This is a genomic window from Marinobacterium sp. NO-S09, assembly GCF_059179545.1.
Window position 1 is genome coordinate 2,923,383 of record NZ_CP168954.1, and the last position, 20,857, is coordinate 2,944,239.

The following is a 20,857-nucleotide window of genomic DNA, read 5'->3' on the forward strand; positions in this document are numbered from 1 at the left end:
CTTTTCAGTATGTTGCTTGGCAGGATGGATTAGCTGGTCACTTCTCCAACCTTACCCTGCTCGCCCGACGATGAGCGTTTGCTCTGCAGCCACTCCGATACCGAAGCGATCATGGCGTAGAACGTCGGTACAAAGCAGCTGCCGATGATGGCAACAGACGCCATACCCACGGATACCGCGGTACCGATGTGGTGGCTGCTGGTATCACTGGCACCGGTAGCCATGGCCAGCGGGATAGTGCCCAGGATAAACGCCAGCGATGTCATGACGATGGGACGGAATCGCAGTTCCGCCGCTGTAATCGCTGCTTCCTGAATACTTTTACCCAGCTCACGACGTTGCAGTTCGGCAAATTCGACGATCAAGATCGCATTCTTCGCCGCCAGGCCCACAACCACCAGCAAGCCGATCTCCACATACACACTGACCTCCAGGCTGCGCATCATGATGCCGCCCACGGCACCGAAGAAGGCAAACGGCGTTGCTGTCAGTACCGCCAACGGCAGCGACCAGCTTTCATACTGAGCCGCCAGGATCAGAAACATCATCAGAATGCCGAAGCCCACGGCCAGTGCAGCTGTGTTGCCGACAGTAGTTTCCTGATAGGCGGTACCGGTCCAGCCCATACCCCAGTTATCGCCCAGTGTTTCCTGGACCACTTCCTCCATGGCAGCCACGGCCTGACCGGAGCTGTAACCGGCCGCCGGTCCACCCTGGAACTGGGCCCCCAGGTAGACACCAAAGCGCGAGACCACGGCCGGCGCCAGCTGACGCTCCAGTGTAACCAGCTCAGACAGGGGCAGACGCTCACCACTAATGCCGCTGCGGACAAAGATGGTGTTGAGGTCATCCGGCTGCTGACGGTAGGCATCTTCGTTCTGCAGGAACACCTGGAAGTTGCGGTTCTGGTAACTGAAGTAGTTCACAAAACCATTACCCAGAGTGTTGGACAGCGTAGCGTTAAGGTCTTCCAATGCTACGCCGTAGCTCAGCGCCTTCTGGCGATCAATTTCGGCCCGGTAGGACGGTACATTGACGTTGAAGGTGGTGAAGACACGGTTCAGCGCCGGATGTTGGTTGGCTGCTTGCATCACTTTCACTGAAGCCTGATACAACTCTTCAGGTGAGGCACCGCCGTAGGACTGCAGATAACCCGTGAAACCACCTGTGGTCGACAGTCCCATAATCGGCGGCATGTTGAAGGCAATCGCACTGCCGCCCGGTGTCATGGCCCCGATCTGCATAATCTGACCGATCAGCGGATCTACCTTCAGATCTCGGTCTTCCCAGGGCACCAGGCTCACAAACATGACACCACGCGCGCTGTTTACGGCGCTGGTAAGGATGTCGTAACCGGCCACAGCGGCAACGTGATCAACACCCGGAATTTCCTGAATCTGCTTGCTGACGTTATCCATGTAGTCGTTGGTACGATCCAGCGACGCCGCATCCGGCAACTGCACACTGACCAGCACGATGCCCTGGTCGGTTTGCGGCACCAGCGTCGTGGGCGTGTTGGCAAACATCCACCAGGAGGCGTAACTGAAACCGGCAGTCAGCACCAGCGCCACCAACCAACGTCGCACCAGGAAGGTCACAATGCGGGTAAACAGCGCGGTCACCGCACTGAAGCCTCGCTCAAACCAACGCAGGGGGGCATGGAACGCATGCATGAAGCCGCTTTCCTTCTCACCCGGCTTGTGGTGTTTGATAAACACCGCCGACAGCGCCGGCGTGAAGGTCAGCGCCATCAGGGCCGAGAAACCAACTGAAATGGCGACCGTAAGGGCAAACTGCTGGTAGATCTGGCCGGTAAAACCACCCAGGAAGGCGACCGGAATAAATACCGCCGCCATGATGAACGAGGTGGCAATAACCGGCCCACCCACTTCTTTCATGGCCAATACCGTGGCCTCACGCACGCTGATGTTTTCATCTTCCGCCAGCACACGTTCCACGTTTTCCACCACCAGGATGGCATCGTCCACCACTATGCCTATCGAAAGCACCAGTGCGAACAGCGTCAGCAGGTTCAACGAGAAATCAAACAGGTAGAAACCCGCAAAAGTGGCCACCACCGATACCGGCACCACCGACATGGCGATGATGGTAAAACGCCAGTTCTGCAGGAAGACATACAGGATGACACCCACAATCAGAAAGGCTTCGATGAAGGTTTGGATCACCGTATCCACGGAAGCGGAGATGAACAGTGTGGTGTCGTACGGCACCACATATTCCAGCCCCGGCGGGAAACGCTGAGACAGTTCCTCTACCTTCGCTTTCACCGCATCAGCCGTTTCCAGCGCGTTGGCACCCGGCTGCTGGTTGATAATGATCGGCGCCATGGTGGCGCTATCAAGGCGTGCTTCTACACCGTAGAAAGACGCACCCAGTTCAACCCGTGCCACATCTTTCAGCAGCAGTGCCGAGCCATCCGCGTTGGTACGCAGATAAATATTACGGAAGTCATCTGCACTGGACAGACGCCCGCCCGCATTGACGGTATAGGTATAGGCACGCGGCTCACTCTGCGGTGTACCTGCCAGATTACCTGCTGGTACCTCGGTGTTCTGGGCACGGATGGCCGCTGCCACCTCTGTTGGTGTCAGGTCGTACTGCGCCAGTTTCTGCGGATCCATCCACACACGCATCGCAAACTCACCACCACCCAGCACCTCGGCAGCCCCCACGCCCGGAATCTGGCGCAGTTCGTCGAGAATATTGAGGGTCGCATAGTTCTGCATGTAGACTTTGTCGTAGTCGCCTTCCGGCGAGATCAATGCCAACAGCAACAGGATAGAGTTGGAGCGTTGCTCAACTTTTACGCCCTGTGCCCGCACCGAGTCCGGCAACTGGGACAAGGCCCCCTGAACACGGTTGTTGACGTTTACAGTGTTCATGTCGCCATCGGTGCCGACGTTGAAGGATACCTCCATCGACATCAAGCCGTTATCGGCACTGGTGGAGGTCATGTAGATCATGTTCTCAACACCGTTGATGGCTTCAGCCAAGGGCGCGGCTACTGTCTGGGCGACTGTTTCGGCGTTGGCACCCGGGAAGGTAGCCTCCACCGACACACTCGGCGGTACCACACTCGGGTACTGCTCGATCGGCAACACGCGCAGGCTGACCACCCCGATCACTGTCAGGATGATCGCCAGTACGGTGGCGAAGATCGGCCGTTTTATGAAGAAGTTGGCGAAGTTCATGCATCGTCACCCTGGGCAGACGCCGCTTTGATCGGTGTGCCCGGTTTGATACCGGACGGATCACCCACAACCACCTTGTCGCCGGATTCCAGGCCGCTCACAACAATCTGCATTTCACCGGCCACTTCACCCAGTTCAATGGTGCGGGCACGGGCCTTGTTCTCATCATCAACCACGAATACCTGAGGTCCCATCAGGCCCTGGGTAACCGCAATCTCCGGCACCGCCAGCACGTTGTAGCGCTTGAGACCTTCGATGCTGACACGCACGAACTGACCAGGCAGCACCTTGGCACCCGGGTTGGCAAAGCTGGCAGACGCCTGAACTGTACTGGTTTTCTGATCAACACGAACACCCAGGAAGTCCAGCGTACCCTGCAGCTCGGTATCTGCCTGACCACTGCCACCGGCCACGCTCAGGCTGGCATGGATCTGGTTGAGATCGTCCAGTTCCAGCTGGCTGCGCAGTTCCAACGCATCCTTGAGCGGCATCTGGAAACGGACTTCCAGAGGGTCCAGCGGGGTGATGGTGACCAGCTCTGTGCCGGCGTTAACCAGGTTACCCAGATTGATCTGACTCAGACCGATACGACCGGAGACTGGCGCAGTCACACGGGTATAGCCCAGATCGATATTGGCGCTGGCCAAGGCGGCTTCAGCCTGAGCCACACGTGCTCGCGCAACCTGCTGTTCAGCCAGGGCCTGATCATATTGCTGACGGCTGACAGAACTGCGCTGCAGCAGGGACTTGTAACGCTCGGCATCGCGGCCCGCACGGGCCAGTTCAGCCTTGGCACTCTGCAGATCGGCTTCATGCTGCTTCACCATCGCCTCGTACTGCTCGGGCTCGATGGTGTAAAGCAGCTGGCCTTCACTGACCTGGTCACCCTGCTCAAACTGACGGGTCTCCAAGGTGCCATTTACACGTGCAACCATTGTTACTTCATGCTCACTGGTCAGCAGAGATGAGTAGGCTTTGTTCAGGGCAATATCCTGACGCTGGATGGTCGCTACTTCAGTCGTTACCGGCGGCATACTCTGTGCACCGGCGGTAGCCTGCTTCTGTTCTTCGCCACAGGCGCTCAGCAACAGCGTCGCGCCAGCGAGCAGGAGGACTCGCCACCTGGAAACGGATGTCATCATTACGTGGATTCCGAGAGTTGGTAGATAAAGTCAAATTTTACATTCATACATGTATGAATGTAAACAATACAGACTTGCTTCCTACCACTTTAGTCAACAGCCGATGACAGCACCAAGACAGCGCCAGGGGTGATGCTCACCCCTTCACGGCAGCACTCGGCCAGCCATCGGGTACCAGGAAGCAACGCTCACGTTCCTGCCACCCCAGCTCAGTCAGTTCCAGCCGTGCCAAAAGACAGGGCCAGTCATGTTCTCTGCACTCACGGACTCTGGCCTCTACGGCACTTGGCTCAGGACAGTCTGACTGCCAATAAGGCCCCAGCCAGTCAGGCTTATGCAGCGGCACCCAAATCCCGTCTGCCGTCGAAAACGTGCTTAACCGACGCCAGTGGCCGGTATCAAGATGTGCACCGACCTGCTCAGGCAACGGCAGGGCAGGCCCTTCAGGCTGGAACAGATAACCGGGCATGAACACTTTCGGCGTTACCGGCTCATCTAGCCCCAACTGCTGCAACAACTGCTGCCCTTCCTGTCGCAGCGCCATTTTCGATTGATGGGTCAGCAGCCGATCCGTTTTGAGATCAAGCCGATCCCGGCTGTTCGGCCCATACCAGAGAGGCGCTTCCCCTGCCTGACCGGGATACCCAAGGTAGAATTTCACAGCAATTTCATGATGCTCAAGACCACCGGTGTGATGGTTGTGCACGAGAAAATCCAGCTCACCCAATGTTTGACCATCCCTGATGATCTGTTGGTTCTGAGCCTCGATAGTCCACCCCAGCAGGTCTTCGATCAGAATCTGGTAGAGAATTTCAAAATAGGCCCCCAGGCGCCGCGGGGCCGGTGTCTGTAAACGCTTTGGGGCCTGATCTGGTTGCTGCTCCCACGCCAGTAAAGTCTGTTGCCAACCACTGGGCAGCCAGTCTTGGGGCATGAAGCTTTGCTTTCCCACATAAAGCTGGGGTGCCTGACATAGCCAGGCCAGGTGGCGTAAACGGGACGCTTGTAATCCCCTTAATGCGCCCTGCCCATCACTTTGCGTTTCAGCCGTCATTACTGACCTCCCTTAAAAAGATAATGTTTATCATTTACAATAATAGGCTTTTACGCGTTATCGCCCTTACCCGGAGTCTGGACGTGAACCCGGCTGCTGCACCTGCTGATACATCTTTTACCGCCAGTGACTTTCATGCGCTGGGCCGTAAATACGATATTCGATACTGCTTTCCAGAAGCGGGTCACAGTTCCTCACGCCCCGTGTTGCGAGGCCATGTGCGCGAACAGTCCCTGGCCTCGGGCTTTCAGCTTACCCTGTCAGATGTTCAGGTGTTGAGCCCCTATGAATCCCGTTCCACCGGAGCGTCCTCTCTGTTTATCTGCTCGGTACTCGAAGGTCAGCTCGATTTCAGTGTCGGCCACCAGTCCTTCGCCCTGCAACCGGGCATGGCGCTGAGTCTTTCCTTGCATCAGGCTCAACCGGTCACCGTGTATCACCGCGCCGAGCAACACCTGCGCACGCTGACACTGGCCCACCCTCAGAAACTGCCTGAAGGCTCACCGTTCAGCCATTTGCTCAACCAGGTAAGAGCATCCGATACCCCTCAGCTCTGGCGCCTGTCACCTGCTCTGCATCAACAGTTAAATGAGCAGATCTCGCACGCCCCACTGGGCACTGCCGACACACTGATACTGGAAGGCCTGGCTTTACAGTTGCTGGGGCAACATGGGCAACATGGGCAACAGCAAGAGCAACACCCACTGAAGGGAAACAGAAAGCTATCACCTGCCGAATCATCCCGCCTCCATGCACTGCATGCGCAAATCATTGCGGCACCCGAAGCGCCTTATGAACTGGCAACCCTGGCGCAACAGACCGCCATGAGTGGCAGCAGTCTGCGCAGCAAGTTCCGCGACCTGTTCGGTGAACCTTTGTTTGATTTCATTCGTCGCCAGCGCTTAACCAAGGCGCACGCCCTGCTCGCCAGTGGTCATGCCATTGAGCACACCGCCTATATCTGCGGCTATCGTCACGCCTCCAACTTTACTACCGCGTTCAAGCGGCAGTACGGATACTCGCCCGGCAGCCTTCTACGCCAATCCTGAACAGTTCTCATAATCATTCTGTCATATCGCATAACTGCGCATAACCATTAAATGGAATCATTCTCATTTTCAGTAAACGCAAATTGAGTAGAGACTAGAATGTTCAGATACAGCAAGCTGTCCGCAGCCATCACGCTGGCCACCGCAGGTGCAGCCTTCAGCGGCTTCTCATTCGCCGCGGAGACAGATAGCACCGAGCAGGACACCCTGGTCATCACCGCCACCGAAGGTGCCACCAAACTGGAAACCCCTTTGGTCGAGACTCCCCAGGCGGTTTCTGTCATCAGCCGAGATGAGTTTGAACGCCGTGGCGCACAGAGCGTGCAGCGGGCCGCCAACTATACGCCGGGCATCTTTACCAACCAGGTGGGCGCCTCCAATCGCTACGATTACCTCGTCCTGCGTGGTTTCTCGGACGGCAGCATCGGCAACACCTACCTGAATGGCCTCAAGCTGATGGGGGATACTAACTCCTACACCGCCACCGTAATCGATCCCTGGTTCCTGGACAGCATTGAAGTCGTACGCGGCCCGGCATCGGTTCTCTACGGCCGCGCCTCACCCGGCGGCTTGGTGGCACTGAAGAGTCGCAAACCTGAATTTATCTCTGGCGGCGAAGTACGTCTCAGCGCGGGCAATAACGCACACCGCAGTCTGGCATTTGATCTCACCGGCCCGGTCAGTGAAAGCAATGACCTTGCGTTCCGGCTGGGCGGCATTGTCAGTGCACAGGACACCCAGTTCGGTCCCGTGGAAGAGGAGCGTCGAGCCCTCAACGCCGCGCTGACCTGGCGGATGACGGATGCCACCACGCTGGATGTGATGGCCTATCTGCATGATGAACCCGAGGGCGGTTACCATTCCGGCCTTCCCTATGAAGGTACGGTCGTGGACTACAACGGCCGCCGCATCAGCAACAACTTTTTCGAGGGGGAAGAAGATTACGACAAGTTCGACCGCTCCCAGCAGCTGTTTGGCTATGCCCTTGAGCACCATTTCAATGACCGCTGGACCTTCCGCCAGAAAGCACGTCACCTGAGCTCTGAGGTAGAAAACCAGCAGGTATACGCCTACGACTGGGCCAACGAAAATGAACTCACCCGTTACTATTCCGGCGGTGAAGAAGACCTTTCAGCCTGGACCATCGATAACCAGGTGGAAGGTTTCCTCGCACACGGCAACACCGAACACCGTCTGCTGGTGGGGCTGGACTACCAGTACCGTAACAATGAAGTGAGCTGGCCGTCCGGCGCCTTCTCCAACATTAATCCCTTCGATCCGGTCTATGGCACTGAGCCAACATCGATGTGGCCCGCCACGGAAGAAGAGCATCGCCTGAAACAGACTGGCTTCTACCTGCAGGACCAGATCACTCAAGGCCAATGGCGTTTTGCCGTGGGCGGCCGTTATGACCAGGTAGAAATTCGCAACAAGGGGCTGAGCAGCGGCACCACCAGAGAACTGGATGAAGGCCAGTTCAGTGGACGCCTGGCAGCGCTCTACCTGATGGAAAATGGACTGGCGCCCTATGCCAGCTACTCCACCGGTTTCACTCCGACCAGCTTTGTCGATACCAACGGTGATCTGCTGCAACCGATGGAAGGTGAACAGTATGAGGTGGGTCTGAAATACGAGCCGGTCGGTAGCAATAGCAGCTATAACGCAGCTCTGTTCCATATTACCCAGAGCAATATCGCCACCAAGGAGCAGCCCACCGACCCTTACCGTGCCATTGGCGAGATCGAATCACAGGGTCTGGAGCTTGAAGCGCGTACACAGCTGACACCGGCAGTGGCACTGAATGCCAGCTACAGCTACACCGATGCCAAATACAGCAAGAGCGACGACGGCAATCAGGGCAATGACGTGATCTACTCGCCCAAACATCAGGCCAATCTCTGGCTGGATTATCGCCTCAACGCACTGACCTCATCTCTGGGCGTACGTCATTACCGGAATATTCAGGCTGACCGTGCCAATACGCATACCCTGCCAAGCTACACACTGGTGGATATGGCGTTGCATTATGAACTGGGCCGCATGGGCTCGGGTGATGCCTATGTTCAGTTGAACGTAAACAACCTGCTGGACAAGGAATACGTAGCATCCTGTAACTCGCTGGAGTTCTGCTACTTCGGTGGCGAGCGCAGTATCAAGGCGAGCTTCGGCTACCGCTTTTGACCCCCTTCACCCCTTCAACACTGCAGTGGCCTCCCGGCCACTGCCCTTATCAGCCTTGGCGCTGACGTTCGTAAACACTCAGGCTAACCGCCGTCCCCAAATTCAGTGATTCAATCAGACCGGCCCCCTGAATGGTGAACGCCTTTGCACCCAAACGATCCAGATGGTCACGGGGTACTCCCCGCGCTTCATTTCCGAACAGATAACAGTCACATGCTTTGAAAGCTCTGGAATGCAGCGGCTCGCCCTGCATATCCAGGCAGCCGATGTGCTCATATCGATCCGCCAGGCTATCCAGACTTACATCCAGCTCCATCGGGACATGAAAAATAGCCCCCATACTGGCGCGGATAACCTTGGGGTTGAACGGATCGACACTGCCGGGGCTGAGCAAGCAACGATAGCCGCCAAACCAGGCCAGAGTACGCAGGATCGTCCCCAGATTGCCCGGGTCCTGAATCTCATGGAAGTAGAGCGCGACTTCCTGCTGGGTCGACTTTGGCTGGATGGCAGACATGGGCACGACGGCAACTATGCCCTGAGGGCTTTTGGTCGCACTGATGGCTGACATCTGCTTGCTGTTAACCGGATGGACCTCGAGGTCGGTTTCCCACCCGGCATACTGATCTGTCAGATACAACTCAGCTGTTGCGAGACTTGGCTGTTGCTCGGCAGCCTTTTGTAGCTCAAGTACCAGGTGCTCCCCTTCAACCAGACAGTACCCGGTTTCAGTGCGAAATTTTTTCTGCTGCAGCTTTTTGATCAGATCCAGTTTCATCCAGCTCACCCGTTACAAGAGAAGGCACCGAAGGGTCCGGAGCCAGGCAAACGGCGCAGTATAGTGACTCATGCCACTAAAGTCAGTGTACGATGACCGTTGACATGTTTAATGCCTGCCTCTAATTTAGGTAGCGACCATTTAGTAGTAAAGCAGCGACGCTGTTTTTGACCCGCCAGGTCTGCCCCCACCAGACCCAAGCGATCTGACCGCGTCAGATACCCGTTTTACATCTGCCTGCTGTTTTGTGGCTCTATCGCTGCTTGTTCTGGCCGCTGTGGCCCAACGCAAACACAGACGAAACTGTCCCGATGATGAAAGCAGCTCCCGCGCGACATACAGGTACTCGACAGACAACCTCTGCGGACGGACCATGATCCATCGCAAGAGAGGGGCTGGTCTCACCGCCAAAACACTGGGCATTACGCTGATGATCCTGGCGTTGATTATTGGTGCCACCCTGACCATGAGCCGCTCCTTCGAGCAACTGCAGGAGCAGACCCAAACACTTGCAACCAGTGAAATGGAGAACCTGATGATCTCCGTGCGACTGGTACAGCAATCCGAATCGCTGGGCAGCCTGGGAGCACGCCTGGCATCTGCCGACACCCACAGCGTACGGCGCCGTGCCCTGATTGAACTCACCGACCGCCTTAACTGGGTTTCCCGGCTGACTCAACAGCTGGCCAACCTGAGCCTCAACACCGAGCTCATCAACCAGATGAAGACCACTCAGGGGCACCTGCAAGACAACATCGATGAGCTGAACACCTTGGTGTCCGAACATATTGATGGCAGCACGACCGTAGGCCTGCTGCGTCAGATCTCGGCCCTGTCGCACAACAACCAGGAATTGGCTGGACAACTATCCATTCTGGCAGGATATTTTTCTGCCACCATGCGTCAACAGATCGCCAACCAAAGCGAGCGCCTGGCCGGCGATATTCAAAGCCAGCAGCAGAACCTGTTGGCCGTTTGCGTGCTGGTACTGATTTTCACCCTGTTGGCTGGCCTGTATTTTGAGCTTAGGGTGGTACGCCGCATTCTTAGCCTGCAACGGCTGGTCAGCTCTCCTGTTGTGAACGTGGACAAATTCGATGCCCGTGGCGGGGATGAGATCGCCAGCCTCGCCAGTACGGTCCGCTCTTACGTGCAGCGCATTCAGTCACATGAAGCGCAGATGCAACAAGCGCACCAGGAAATGACCTATCTTGCCGAACACGACGCCCTGACAGGCCTGGCGAACCGCCGTCACTTCCAGGCCGCCGCCCGGCGCCTGCTGCGCCAAGGTACCCAGTCGTTCTGTGTGGCGATCGGCGATATTGACCACTTCAAACAAGTCAATGACCGCTTTGGTCATGCCATGGGAGATCAGGTACTCGTCAAATTGTCTGAGCAACTTTCCGCAGGGCTTAGAGAGTCTGACACCCTGGCCAGGTTCGGCGGCGAAGAGTTCGCCATAATCCTGCCCATCAGTTCACTGGAGGACGGTCAAGCCGTTCTCGACAAATTGCGTCATCAGATTAGTTTGCAACACCTGACGCCGGATACTCACACTGACCTGACCATGAGTTTCGGGATCGCCTTGATCGACAACAGCCAAATGGCATGTGACGCAAGCGATCACCAGATTGAAACACTACTCGACGCTGCTCTGTTAGCGGCCGATCAGGCGCTCTACACCGCCAAACGCAAAGGGCGCAACCAGGTGGTTGCAGCAGCGGAGACCGTGTATGCAAAAGCCATATAAAAGTTTCGGGTTACCACTGGGCGGTTCGCTTAAAAATCTTCTGGTGTTTGTTTTCCTCATGTTTGCACTGCCTCTTCATGCCAGTGAGCACGTCCGGCTTGGCATTCAACTGGAACCCCCGTCGCTGGACCCGACCCGAACTGCAGCCGCATCGGCCGGCGAAATCACCTGGTGTAATATTTTTGAAGGGCTCACAGTCGTAAACGGGGAGGGTCTGCTCAAGCCTCGCCTGGCAAAAGAGTGGAGCCTGTCAGAGGACGGCCTGACCTACACATTCAAACTGCACAAAGGTGTCATGTTTCACGACGGCACCGATTTTAATGCTCAGGTTGCCGCGTTTTCACTGCAGCGTATTCTCAATGCGGAAAACCAGAACCCGCAGCGCAAATGGTTCGAGCAGGTCGCCAGCATCACGGCCGAAGATGATTACACTCTGAAGATTCATCTGCACCGCCCGGATTCCATGCTGCCCTTTGCCCTGTCACTGCCGGCAGCGGTGATGGTCCACCCCGAATCAGCAGCCAACAATGGCGAACGCCCTGTTGGTACCGGTCCATACCTGCTGGGCCACTGGGACAAGGGCAACGATGTTCGCCTGGAACGCAACCCCGATTACTGGGGCAAACAACCCATTCTGGACAGCGCCAGCTTCATCTTCATGAAGACATCGGTGGGCACTGAAAATGCGTTGGCCGAAGGGCTGGTAGACGGCCTGTTGAGTGTCACCCGTGTGGGCAACCGCTTCGTGATTCGCCCCGACTACCGCATGAATGCGCGCAAACTGCAGAGCAAGATGATCCTGGCCATCAACAATGCTCAGCCGCCCTTCGATGACCTGCAGGTGCGTCGTGCCCTCTCTCATGCGATCGACCGCAAACGGGTCAGTCAACTTTATGGAGCCCAGTTTCAACCCGATTTGATCGGCAGCCACTTTCCACCCTCTCACCCCGCCTATGTCAATCTGGTTGACCGCTACCCCTACAACCCTGAAAAAGCACGCATCCTGTTGGCCGAAGGCGGTGTATCAGAGGGCAAGCCGGTCAGGCTCACCATCCCGCCCACGGATTATGGGCGCTATGGCGGTCTTATAATTGCTGAAGACCTGGAAAGGGTCGGGTTTAAGGTCGAACTTGAGCAAGTAGACTGGCCGACCTGGCTGGATAAGGTTTTTACTCAAAAAGATTACGAGCTCACCCTGATCATGCATGTTGAGCCCATGGACCTGAACATCTACGCCCGCGACAACTACTACTTCAATTACGATAATCAGGGCTTCAAGAAGATCTGGGAGCAGGTGCTGAACGCACGCAGCAACGATGAATTGAACCGCCTGCTTGGCGATGCCCAACGCAAAATCACAGAAGATGCCGTCAACGTTTTCCTGTTCATGCGGCCTGAGCAAAACCTGATGGACAAGCGCCTGGCCGGCATCTGGAACAAGACGCCCATCCCCTCTTTTGTGCTGGAGGATGTGCACTGGACGGAAGCCAGGTAAACCCCGCACCCGCTAGCAGGCGGGCGCCCTGCCACGTACAATACGCGATTCAGTCACAATGATGGTTTGCGAAACACTATGGCCCGTTCCAAAAGCAGCGCCCGATGGCTCAAAGAGCATGTCAACGACCCCTTCGTTAAACAGGCCCAGAAGGATGGCTACCGCTCCCGCGCCAGCTACAAACTCCTGGCTCTGAACGAGAAGGACAAGCTGATCAAACCCGGCATGCTGGTGATCGACCTGGGCTCCGCACCTGGCGGCTGGTCACAAATTGCATCCGAGCTGGCGGGCGAGAAAGGCAAGGTCATTGCATCGGATATCCTGCCCATGGATGCACTGCCCGATGTGGACTTCATCCAGGGTGACTTCACCGAAGAAAGCGTATTTGACGAGATCATGGGCGTGATCGCCGACCGCCCGGTGGACGTGGTGATTTCCGATATGGCCCCCAACCTGAGCGGCGTAGCCTCTGCCGACCAGGCCGGCTCCATCTACCTCATTGAACTGGCGCTGGATATGGCCCAGCAGGTGCTCAAACCCAAAGGCAGCTTCGTCGCCAAGGCGTTCCAGGGCGAGGGCTATGAAGAGTTCGTCAAGGAAGTGCGCAACCATTTTGACAGCGTCGTAATCCGCAAACCCGAAGCCTCACGGGCACGTTCGCGCGAAGTCTACGTGGTCGGTCGCGGCTTCAAGGGCTAACCGACTTAATGTCAGGCACTCCTCAGGGGTGCCTGTGCTTTAATGTATATCCCTTGATCCATGCCCTTCATTGATATCCCCGTTCAGATTTAAGCTCTGTTTAATCTTGGTCTGCTCATATAGCAAAGCGCGTTTTCAGGATGAATGGGGCTATTCATGTCAAATAACAGCTGTGCCGAGAACAGGCCAAAGCCTGGGTTTCGCCTGTCTCTCTCCCTTCGTTTTCTCGTATTTGGCGTAGGTGTATTGCTCATCAACGGACTGTTACTTTCTTCGAAGACGGACCAGATCATCGAAACCGCCTTTCTCAACCAGGCTGACCAGAAGATTCATCTTTATCTCGACCAGGTAAAACGCAGTCTGGAGACTGGCAGACTAACTCCTACGGATACCGCTTTTCAGAAAGAAGTTCAGTACCTGAACCAGCACCCTCTTTTCAGCTCCCAGTTACATGTCATTTCACTTTATTTGTTCAACCGGCAGGGCGACATCATTGCGCACAGCCACGGGCAGCATGCTCGCAAAGACATGTCGGCGGGCTCACCCTATTTCGCGGTACTCAACAACCTGCAACCATCCCTGGGACAGGAGCACGAGCTTAATACCGAAACAGGTGCTGTAAAGGGGGATTACCTTTTGCCGCTGACGCTCCCTGATGGCACTCAAGCAGGTATCGAAGTGGAGGTGGACATAACCGGACTTACAGAGGCAATCAGTAATTTTGACGCCCCGTTCGAGCAATCCATGTGGCTATCCGTGAGTCTCAGCAGTCTGCTAATGCTGGTTGTGCTGGGCGGGCTCATCTACCTGCGCCTGACAAAGCCCATTGAGCAACTTCATCTACTGATTGGAAAGCTTTCGGCTGGTGATTTAGACCAGAGGGTTACCCTCAAAACCCAAGATGAAGTCGGGCAACTGGGAGCAGGCATCAACCATCTTGCGGACAGCGTTCAATCCCTGCTCAAAGAGCAGGATGAAACCTACATGGCAGCATTGAGTTCACTGGCACAGGCGTTACAGGCCAAGGACCCTTATACGGCGGCGCATTCTGGCAGAGTGTCACGCTATGCCGTTCGACTCGGGAAACAGATAGGCCTTGAAGCCTCTGAACTTTCGCTGTTGAAGAAAGGGGCGCTGATGCATGATCTTGGCAAAATCGGTATACATGACAACATCCTTAATAAGCCTTCTGCCCTGACGGATGAAGAATATCAGGAGATGCAGAAACACCCGGCCATGACGGCCGACATCATGAAACCGCTCAAACGCTTTAAAGCGTTTGCCGAGATAGCGGCCTGGCATCATGAACGCTGGGATGGCAATGGCTATCCGGATGGACTCAAGGGAGAAGCAATCCCCCTGCTGGCACGGATTGTAGCGATTGCCGATACTTGGGATGCCATGACAGGCGACCGTGTTTATCGACCCGGTATGCCCACACAAAAAGCACTTTCCATTCTGGAAGCTGAGCAGGATTCCGGGCAGTTCGACCCGGAGTTGATTCGAACCTTCATTGCCATGGTTAAAGCTGAGCTGCCCGACGCACCGCAGGAGCAGGCGTCGGACGTATCATCGTTGGTTAACTGATACACACCCGTCAATCAAAGGGCTGCGGCTTGGGTGTTGCATCCACTGAAGGCGACAGAGGCCTTCCATCCCCGGCACATTCGCATCTTGCTCTCTACTTATGACTTGTACCTATCTCTAGGGACAGACAGCTTCAACGTCCGTTTCTAGTATGGATGGCCATGAACAATAACAACTGACGGAGAGCACAATGGCCCATCTAAGACCGCTGGAAAACCATGAAGTCGATCAGGAACTGCGTGAGATGTTTAAGCACTACGAGAACACCCGCGGCTTCTGTCCCAACAGTGTAAAAACCATGGCACGTCGCCCTAATATCTCGAAGACGTTCGGCAAACTGAATCAGGTAATCCTCTATGAAGGCACGGTACCCGAAGAGCTGAAGATGCTGGTTGCACTGGCCTCCAGTCTGGCGTCCGGCTGCCACTATTGCCAATCCCACATGACCAACCTTTCCAGTATCTATAAAGCATCCGACGAAAAAATTGCCGCCATCTGGGAGTTCGAAACCAGCGACCTGTTCAGTGCTGCCGAACGTGCTGCCATCAAGATCGGGCTGAAAGCCGGCACCCTGCCCAATGATGTTACTTCTGAAGATTTTGATGAGCTGAAACAGCATTTCGACGAGGGGCAAATCGTGGAAATTGTGGCCACCATCGCGCTGTTTGGCTACCTCAACCGCTGGAACGATACGATGGCAACACAGCTTGAAGCCGTGCCGGCACAGGTCACCGAACGTGCGGTTGGGCACACCAGCTGGGAAGTGGGCAAGCACAATTAAAGGAGACCTTTGATGGTTATTCAACAGGTTACAGACACGGATTTTGATTCCACCTTGGCATCTGCTGACCGCCCAGTTCTTCTGGATGTATGGGCGCCCTGGTGCGGGCCCTGCAAAATGGTAGGGCCTGCTATTGAGCGTCTGGCAGCCAAACAACCTGAGCGCTTTCAGGCGGCCATGGCCAATATGGAAACATTTGAGCAAACGGCCGCAGAACTGGAGATCAAGAGCACACCGACATTGGTGTTATTCAAGGACGGTGAAGAGATCGCACGTCGCACGGGAGCATTGATGGAAAGCCAGATAGCCAATTGGCTGGATCAATATATTTAACGCGAGAAAGCCCGGCTGATGATGCACCTGCCTGTACAGCCGGGCGGCCTTACACAACCGTGAGGCAAAGCCCAAACAGCTCATTCTGACTGGAGATACTCAAGCGGCTATAAGCACGCTTACGGTAGGTCAGTACACTCTGCAACTTGATCCCCAGATCCAGTGCAATACCATCGGAACTCATCCCCAGCAGCACACGGGCACAAACTTCTTTCTCTCGCTGACTTAATGAAGCATCGACTTTATTCAGGCGCATGATCAACATTTCAGTCTGGGCATCTCGTGTCATAAAACTGGATAAGGCTCCCGCCAGCCGCGCATGTTTAACCACCAGACTGGCCAGTAAGTGAGCCATCGCATCGAAGGTTTCAATACTCTCATCAGGGAAGGGCGTTTGATTGCGAAACAGGTTAAGGCAGTACAGCCCTTTATCAGCACGAACCAAAATCGAAAACCGGTCCACAATGCCCATTTTGTCATACCAGAGGCGGCGATAGCCCTGGTCGCTGATATCCTGCTGACGCAACCGGCGCGAGATGACCTGACCGTCATGGTCGAAAGCCTGCAGAAACTCTTTATTCGGATCCAGTCGATAGTAGATCGTCAGATAGAGCTGCTGCATTTCAGGCGTGATGTTGAGGGTTTCGTCATTGGCAGACAGAATGTAAGTCACCCTGTCCTGATCTTCCAGGTGAACGACCGACAGGTGATTCACTTCGCAGAGATCACCCAGTACCTGCAGCAGACTATCCGAGAAATGAGGTGCGCCCAGATCGAGGACCAACCGAGCAATCGCATCAGGACCAAGCAACCCAAGCACCCCTTGCTCTCACACCCTGCCTTCCAATCATGAGCCGCATGGCCAAGGTGAAATTCGCCACGTTAATACATCCGAATCAGTACAACGCCCGAGATTAGAAAGAGTACACCCAGAATGCGGCCCCAGTTAATGTCATGCTGCGGGAAAGTGGCCCAGCCGAAGTGGTCAAGAATCACAGACATGATCAACTGCCCTGCTACCAAAAGCGCAACCATTGTGGCAGCCCCGATGCGCGGGGCGAGAAAAGCGCCCGTCGCTACAAACAGGGCCCCCATAAAACCTCCGGTCCAGGCCCACCAGGGTGCCCTTTTCAATTCGGACGCCAATGGGAAGTCGTAGCGCATCGCCAGTACCACACACAGCAGTACGGCTGTCCCCACCGCAAAGGAAATAAGGGAAGCCCAAAGCGCACCGTTACTTTGCAGCGCCAAGGTGCTGTTTACTCCCGCCTGCATCGGCATCATCATGCCGGCAACAAACGCCAGCGACAGCCAGAAATAGAGCATCCTGCCTCCCTTCATGGTCAGTGGGTTCAACGACGGGTCAGGTAAACCCCACACTCCAGATGGTGTGTGTAAGGGAACTGGTCAAAGATCGCGAACCGTTCCAGTTTATGTGTTTTGCTGATCTGCTTGAGATTGTCCTGCAGCGTATCCGGATTACAGGAAATGTACAGGATATGCTCGTATTCGCAGATCTGTTCTACCGTGTGCTCATCCAGACCACAGCGCGGTGGATCGACCAGTACAGTGGTAAAGTTGCACTCTTCCAGCGCAAGCCCTTTCACCTTGCGGCTGGTTTTCTCACCTTTCAGGATCAGTGACAGATCTTCCGACGGCATGCGCAGCACATCGATATTGTCGATGCCGTTTTCCTGAATATTCCACTCGGCTGAACGGACCGATACCTTGGAGATCTCGGTCGCCACCGCACGGCGGAAGTTCTGCGCCAGCGGCAGCGTAAAGTTACCATTACCACAATAGAACTCGACCAGATCACCACCAGCATGCGATGAGGCATCGATAGCCCACTCGATCATTTTTTCGCAGACATGGCCATTGGGCTGGGTAAAGCCGTTTTCGGTCTGCTGGTAACGGTAGGTCTTGCCTTTGATATTGAGCTCTTCCACGACGAAATCACGGTCCAGCAGGATTTTCTGCTTACGGGCGCGGCCGATGATGTCGATGTTGAACTGTTCGCGCAGCGGCTTCACACGCTCCACCCATTCGTCATCCAGCTGACGGTGATACAACAGGCTCACCAGCAGCTCGCCGGACAGGGTGCTGAGAAAGTCTACCTGGAACAGTTTGAAGCGCAGCACGGGATCAGGGCGGATCACATCCAGCAGCTTGAACATCACATCATGGATGCGCTCGGACACCATGGGGCAGCTGTCGAGGCGGACCGGCGTGCGCTTGTCGCCATCGAACATTACATAGTACAGGTCATCTCCATCATGCCAGGTACGAAACTCCGCACGCAGGCGATAATGCTCGGGCTGCGAGGTAAACACCTCCACCTCGGGCAGATCGAATTCGGCAAACTGTGCCTCGATGCGAGCCTGTTTCTCGGCCAGCAGGGCGTCATACTGTTCAGGCTCCACACGGGGAAGGGGCATCGGCGACCTCTATACTTGATGTCATCTAACGGGAATGGGATTCAGGGCGGCGAATTCTAGCATAGCCTCCGTCAGCCTTCATTCGGGGATCAATCACGCGTAGAATGATCCCCTTTATTTTTCGTTCTTAACCGACTCAGAGCCAACGATGTCCGACAGCAAGCGCAAGATTCTCGTTACCAGTGCCCTGCCCTATGCCAATGGCCCCATTCACCTGGGCCATCTGGTCGAGTATATCCAGACCGATATCTGGGTTCGTTTTCAGAAACAGCGTGGTCATCAGTGCACCTACGTCTGTGCCGATGACGCCCATGGTACGCCGATCATGCTCAAGGCCGATCAGATGGGCAAAAGCCCGCAAGAACTGATCGACCAGGTCAGCGCCGAGCACCAGCGGGATTTTGCCGGCTTCATGGTCAACTTCGACAACTACTACTCCACGCACTCCGAGGAGAACCGTCAGTTCTCGGCGTTAATCTACGAACGTCTGCGTGATGCCGGCCATATCAACCGCCGCACCATCACCCAGGCCTACGACCCGGTTAAGAACATGTTCCTGCCGGACCGCTTCATCAAGGGCGACTGCCCTAAATGTGGCGCCAAGGACCAGTACGGCGACTCCTGTGAAGCCTGTGGTGCAACCTACCAGCCCACCGAGCTGAAAAACGCCTACTCCGCCATCTCCGGTGCTACCCCGATCGAGAAGGAGTCCGAGCACTACTTCTTCAAGCTGGGTGACTTCGAAGAGTTCCTGCGCAACTGGGTGAACGAGCACGTACAGAGCCAGATGATCCACAAACTCAACGAGTGGTTCGAATCCGGCCTGCAGGAGTGGGATATCTCCCGTGACGCACCTTACTGGGGTTTTGAGATCCCCGATGCACCTGGCAAATACTTCTACGTCTGGATGGACGCCCCGATCGGTTACATGGCCAGCTTCAAAAACTGGTGTGACAAGAACGGCGTCGACTTCGACGAATACTGGAAAGAAGGCTCCGATGCCGAGCTGTACCACTTCATCGGCAAGGATATCGCCTACTTCCACACCCTGTTCTGGCCCGCCGAGCTGAAAGGCGCAGGCTTCCGCACGCCCACCGGCGTGTTCTGCCACGGCTTCCTGACGGTCAATGGACAGAAGATGTCCAAGTCTCGCGGCACCTTCATCATGGCCGAGACTTACCTCAAGCACCTGCGTCCGGAATACCTGCGTTACTACTTCGCGGCCAAGCTGGGCTCCGGTATCGACGATATCGACCTGAGCCTGGAAGACTTCCGCTACCGTGTAAACGCCGACCTGGTGAACAAGGTCGTCAACATCGCCAGCCGTTGCGCCGGCTTCATCAAGAAGAAGTTTGATGGCCAGCTGGACAGCACCCTTGCCAACCCGGCCCTGTACCAGGAAGCGATTGAGTTGGCAGACGTCATCGCCGACGCGTACGAGAAACGCGAATACGGCCGCGCCATGCGTGAAATCATGCACCTGGCAGACAAGGCCAACCAGTACATCGATGCCGCCGAGCCCTGGGTACTGGCAAAACAGGAAGGCAAGGAAGCAGAGGTTCAGGCCTGCTGCAGCCTGGGCATCAACCTGTTCCGCGTCATCATAAGCTACCTGGCACCGGTACTGCCGGAAGTGGCCGAGAAAGCCTGCGAATTCCTCAACATCGACACCCTCGCCTGGGATGCAATCAAGGAACCGCTGCTTGACCACCAGATCAACAAGTTCAAGCCGCTGATGCAGCGCGTGGACGAAAAAGTGATCGAAGAGCTGATCGAAGACTCCAAGCAGAGCCTGGCGGCCCAGCCTCAGGTGCAGGCCGTTAAACCGGCGGCTGAAGAAACCGAGCTGAGCAAGGAACCGGTGGCCGACACCATCGAATTCCCCGACTTTGCCAAGGTAGACCTGCGCGTGGCCAAGATTGCCAAGGCCGAACACGTAGAAGGTGCTGACAAGCTGCTGCGCCTGACACTGGACCTGGGCGGTGAAACCCGCAACGTCTTCGCCGGCATCAAGTCCGCTTACAAGCCTGAAGACCTGGAAGGCAAGCTGACCGTCATGGTCGCCAACCTGGCACCGCGCAAGATGAAGTTCGGTGTTTCTGAAGGCATGGTACTGGCCGCAGGCCCGGGTGGTGAGGATCTGTGGATTCTGGAACCGCACGCTGGCGCCCAGCCGGGTATGCGTATTAAGTAAGCTGGTAACAGCTTATAGGAGGGTGGATTAGAAGATATGCCCTCTTCTCCCAATAGCCGGCCTTGTGCCGGCTATTTTGTTTTGAGACGGAGCGGGCCTTCATTTTTGGATAACTACACCCTGAATTGATCTTCAAGCCGTTAAAGGCTTTAGCTGGGCTCATA

The 20,857-nt window shown here is 55.7% G+C and carries 16 protein-coding genes; 9 read left to right on the forward strand and 7 right to left on the reverse strand.

Annotated elements, in window-relative coordinates:
• Positions 1 to 29: 29 nt before the first annotated feature.
• The 3 genes from O3C79_RS13515 to O3C79_RS13525 form a co-directional block, all read right to left on the reverse strand.
• Complete coding sequence (locus tag O3C79_RS13515; protein ID WP_494383517.1) at positions 30 to 3,212, reverse strand: efflux RND transporter permease subunit; 3,183 nt, start codon at positions 3,210 to 3,212, stop codon at positions 30 to 32.
• Complete coding sequence (locus O3C79_RS13520; protein ID WP_494383518.1) at positions 3,209 to 4,354, reverse strand: efflux RND transporter periplasmic adaptor subunit; 1,146 nt, start codon at positions 4,352 to 4,354, stop codon at positions 3,209 to 3,211. The genes O3C79_RS13515 and O3C79_RS13520 overlap by 4 nt, the downstream gene beginning before the upstream one ends.
• A gap of 136 nt (positions 4,355 to 4,490) precedes the next feature.
• Positions 4,491 to 5,408: a DUF1853 family protein gene (locus O3C79_RS13525; RefSeq protein WP_494383519.1), complete on the reverse strand. Its 918-nt coding sequence runs from the start codon at positions 5,406 to 5,408 to the stop codon at positions 4,491 to 4,493.
• Positions 5,409 to 5,491: 83 nt separating this feature from the next.
• Between O3C79_RS13525 and O3C79_RS13530 the strand changes: the two genes are divergently transcribed.
• On the forward strand, positions 5,492 to 6,457 hold the full coding sequence (locus O3C79_RS13530) for a helix-turn-helix transcriptional regulator (protein WP_494383520.1): 966 nt from the start codon (positions 5,492 to 5,494) through the stop codon (positions 6,455 to 6,457).
• 99 nt (positions 6,458 to 6,556) lie between these two features.
• Entirely contained in the window at positions 6,557 to 8,638 is a 2,082-nt protein-coding gene (locus tag O3C79_RS13535) for a TonB-dependent siderophore receptor (RefSeq protein ID WP_494383521.1), read from the forward strand.
• A 49-nt stretch (positions 8,639 to 8,687) separates the two neighbouring features.
• Here the strand turns inward: O3C79_RS13535 and O3C79_RS13540 are convergent, their stop codons facing one another.
• The gene (locus tag O3C79_RS13540; protein WP_494383522.1) at positions 8,688 to 9,416 is read right to left on the reverse strand and encodes a TrmH family RNA methyltransferase; all 729 of its coding nucleotides are present in this window, start codon (positions 9,414 to 9,416) and stop codon (positions 8,688 to 8,690) included.
• A 373-nt stretch (positions 9,417 to 9,789) separates the two neighbouring features.
• Between O3C79_RS13540 and O3C79_RS13545 the strand changes: the two genes are divergently transcribed.
• The 6 genes from O3C79_RS13545 (at position 9,790) to trxA (ending at position 16,061) form a co-directional block, all read left to right on the forward strand.
• Entirely contained in the window at positions 9,790 to 11,166 is a 1,377-nt protein-coding gene (locus O3C79_RS13545) for a GGDEF domain-containing protein (protein WP_494383523.1), read from the forward strand.
• Positions 11,150 to 12,661, forward strand: a complete 1,512-nt coding sequence (locus O3C79_RS13550; protein ID WP_494383524.1) for an ABC transporter substrate-binding protein — start codon at positions 11,150 to 11,152, stop codon at positions 12,659 to 12,661. Before O3C79_RS13545 ends, O3C79_RS13550 begins: the two co-directional genes overlap by 17 nt.
• Positions 12,662 to 12,739: 78 nt before the next feature.
• The gene (gene rlmE, locus O3C79_RS13555; protein WP_494383525.1) at positions 12,740 to 13,360 is read left to right on the forward strand and encodes a 23S rRNA (uridine(2552)-2'-O)-methyltransferase RlmE; all 621 of its coding nucleotides are present in this window, start codon (positions 12,740 to 12,742) and stop codon (positions 13,358 to 13,360) included.
• Between the two features lie 156 nt (positions 13,361 to 13,516).
• Positions 13,517 to 14,947, forward strand: a complete 1,431-nt coding sequence (locus O3C79_RS13560; RefSeq protein ID WP_494383526.1) for an HD domain-containing phosphohydrolase — start codon at positions 13,517 to 13,519, stop codon at positions 14,945 to 14,947.
• 190 nt (positions 14,948 to 15,137) lie between these two features.
• The gene (locus O3C79_RS13565) at positions 15,138 to 15,728 is read left to right on the forward strand and encodes a carboxymuconolactone decarboxylase family protein (RefSeq protein WP_494383527.1); all 591 of its coding nucleotides are present in this window, start codon (positions 15,138 to 15,140) and stop codon (positions 15,726 to 15,728) included.
• Between the two features lie 12 nt (positions 15,729 to 15,740).
• The gene (gene trxA, locus O3C79_RS13570) at positions 15,741 to 16,061 is read left to right on the forward strand and encodes a thioredoxin (protein WP_494383528.1); all 321 of its coding nucleotides are present in this window, start codon (positions 15,741 to 15,743) and stop codon (positions 16,059 to 16,061) included.
• A gap of 49 nt (positions 16,062 to 16,110) precedes the next feature.
• On the opposite strand, the gene O3C79_RS13575 is transcribed toward trxA, so the two are convergent.
• The 3 genes from O3C79_RS13575 to trmA form a co-directional block, all read right to left on the reverse strand.
• Positions 16,111 to 16,881 (reverse strand): helix-turn-helix transcriptional regulator, encoded by a 771-nt coding sequence (locus O3C79_RS13575; RefSeq protein ID WP_494383529.1) that lies wholly within the window; start codon positions 16,879 to 16,881, stop codon positions 16,111 to 16,113.
• A 62-nt stretch (positions 16,882 to 16,943) separates the two neighbouring features.
• Entirely contained in the window at positions 16,944 to 17,387 is a 444-nt protein-coding gene (locus tag O3C79_RS13580; protein ID WP_494383530.1) for a DMT family transporter, read from the reverse strand.
• 26 nt (positions 17,388 to 17,413) lie between these two features.
• Positions 17,414 to 18,499, reverse strand: coding sequence for a tRNA (uridine(54)-C5)-methyltransferase TrmA (gene trmA, locus O3C79_RS13585; protein ID WP_076464061.1), 1,086 nt, complete (start codon positions 18,497 to 18,499; stop codon positions 17,414 to 17,416).
• A 148-nt stretch (positions 18,500 to 18,647) separates the two neighbouring features.
• Here trmA and metG point away from each other — a divergent pair, with 148 nt between their 5' ends.
• Positions 18,648 to 20,693: a methionine--tRNA ligase gene (metG, locus tag O3C79_RS13590; RefSeq protein WP_494383531.1), complete on the forward strand. Its 2,046-nt coding sequence runs from the start codon at positions 18,648 to 18,650 to the stop codon at positions 20,691 to 20,693.
• The last annotated feature ends 164 nt before the right edge of the window (positions 20,694 to 20,857 follow it).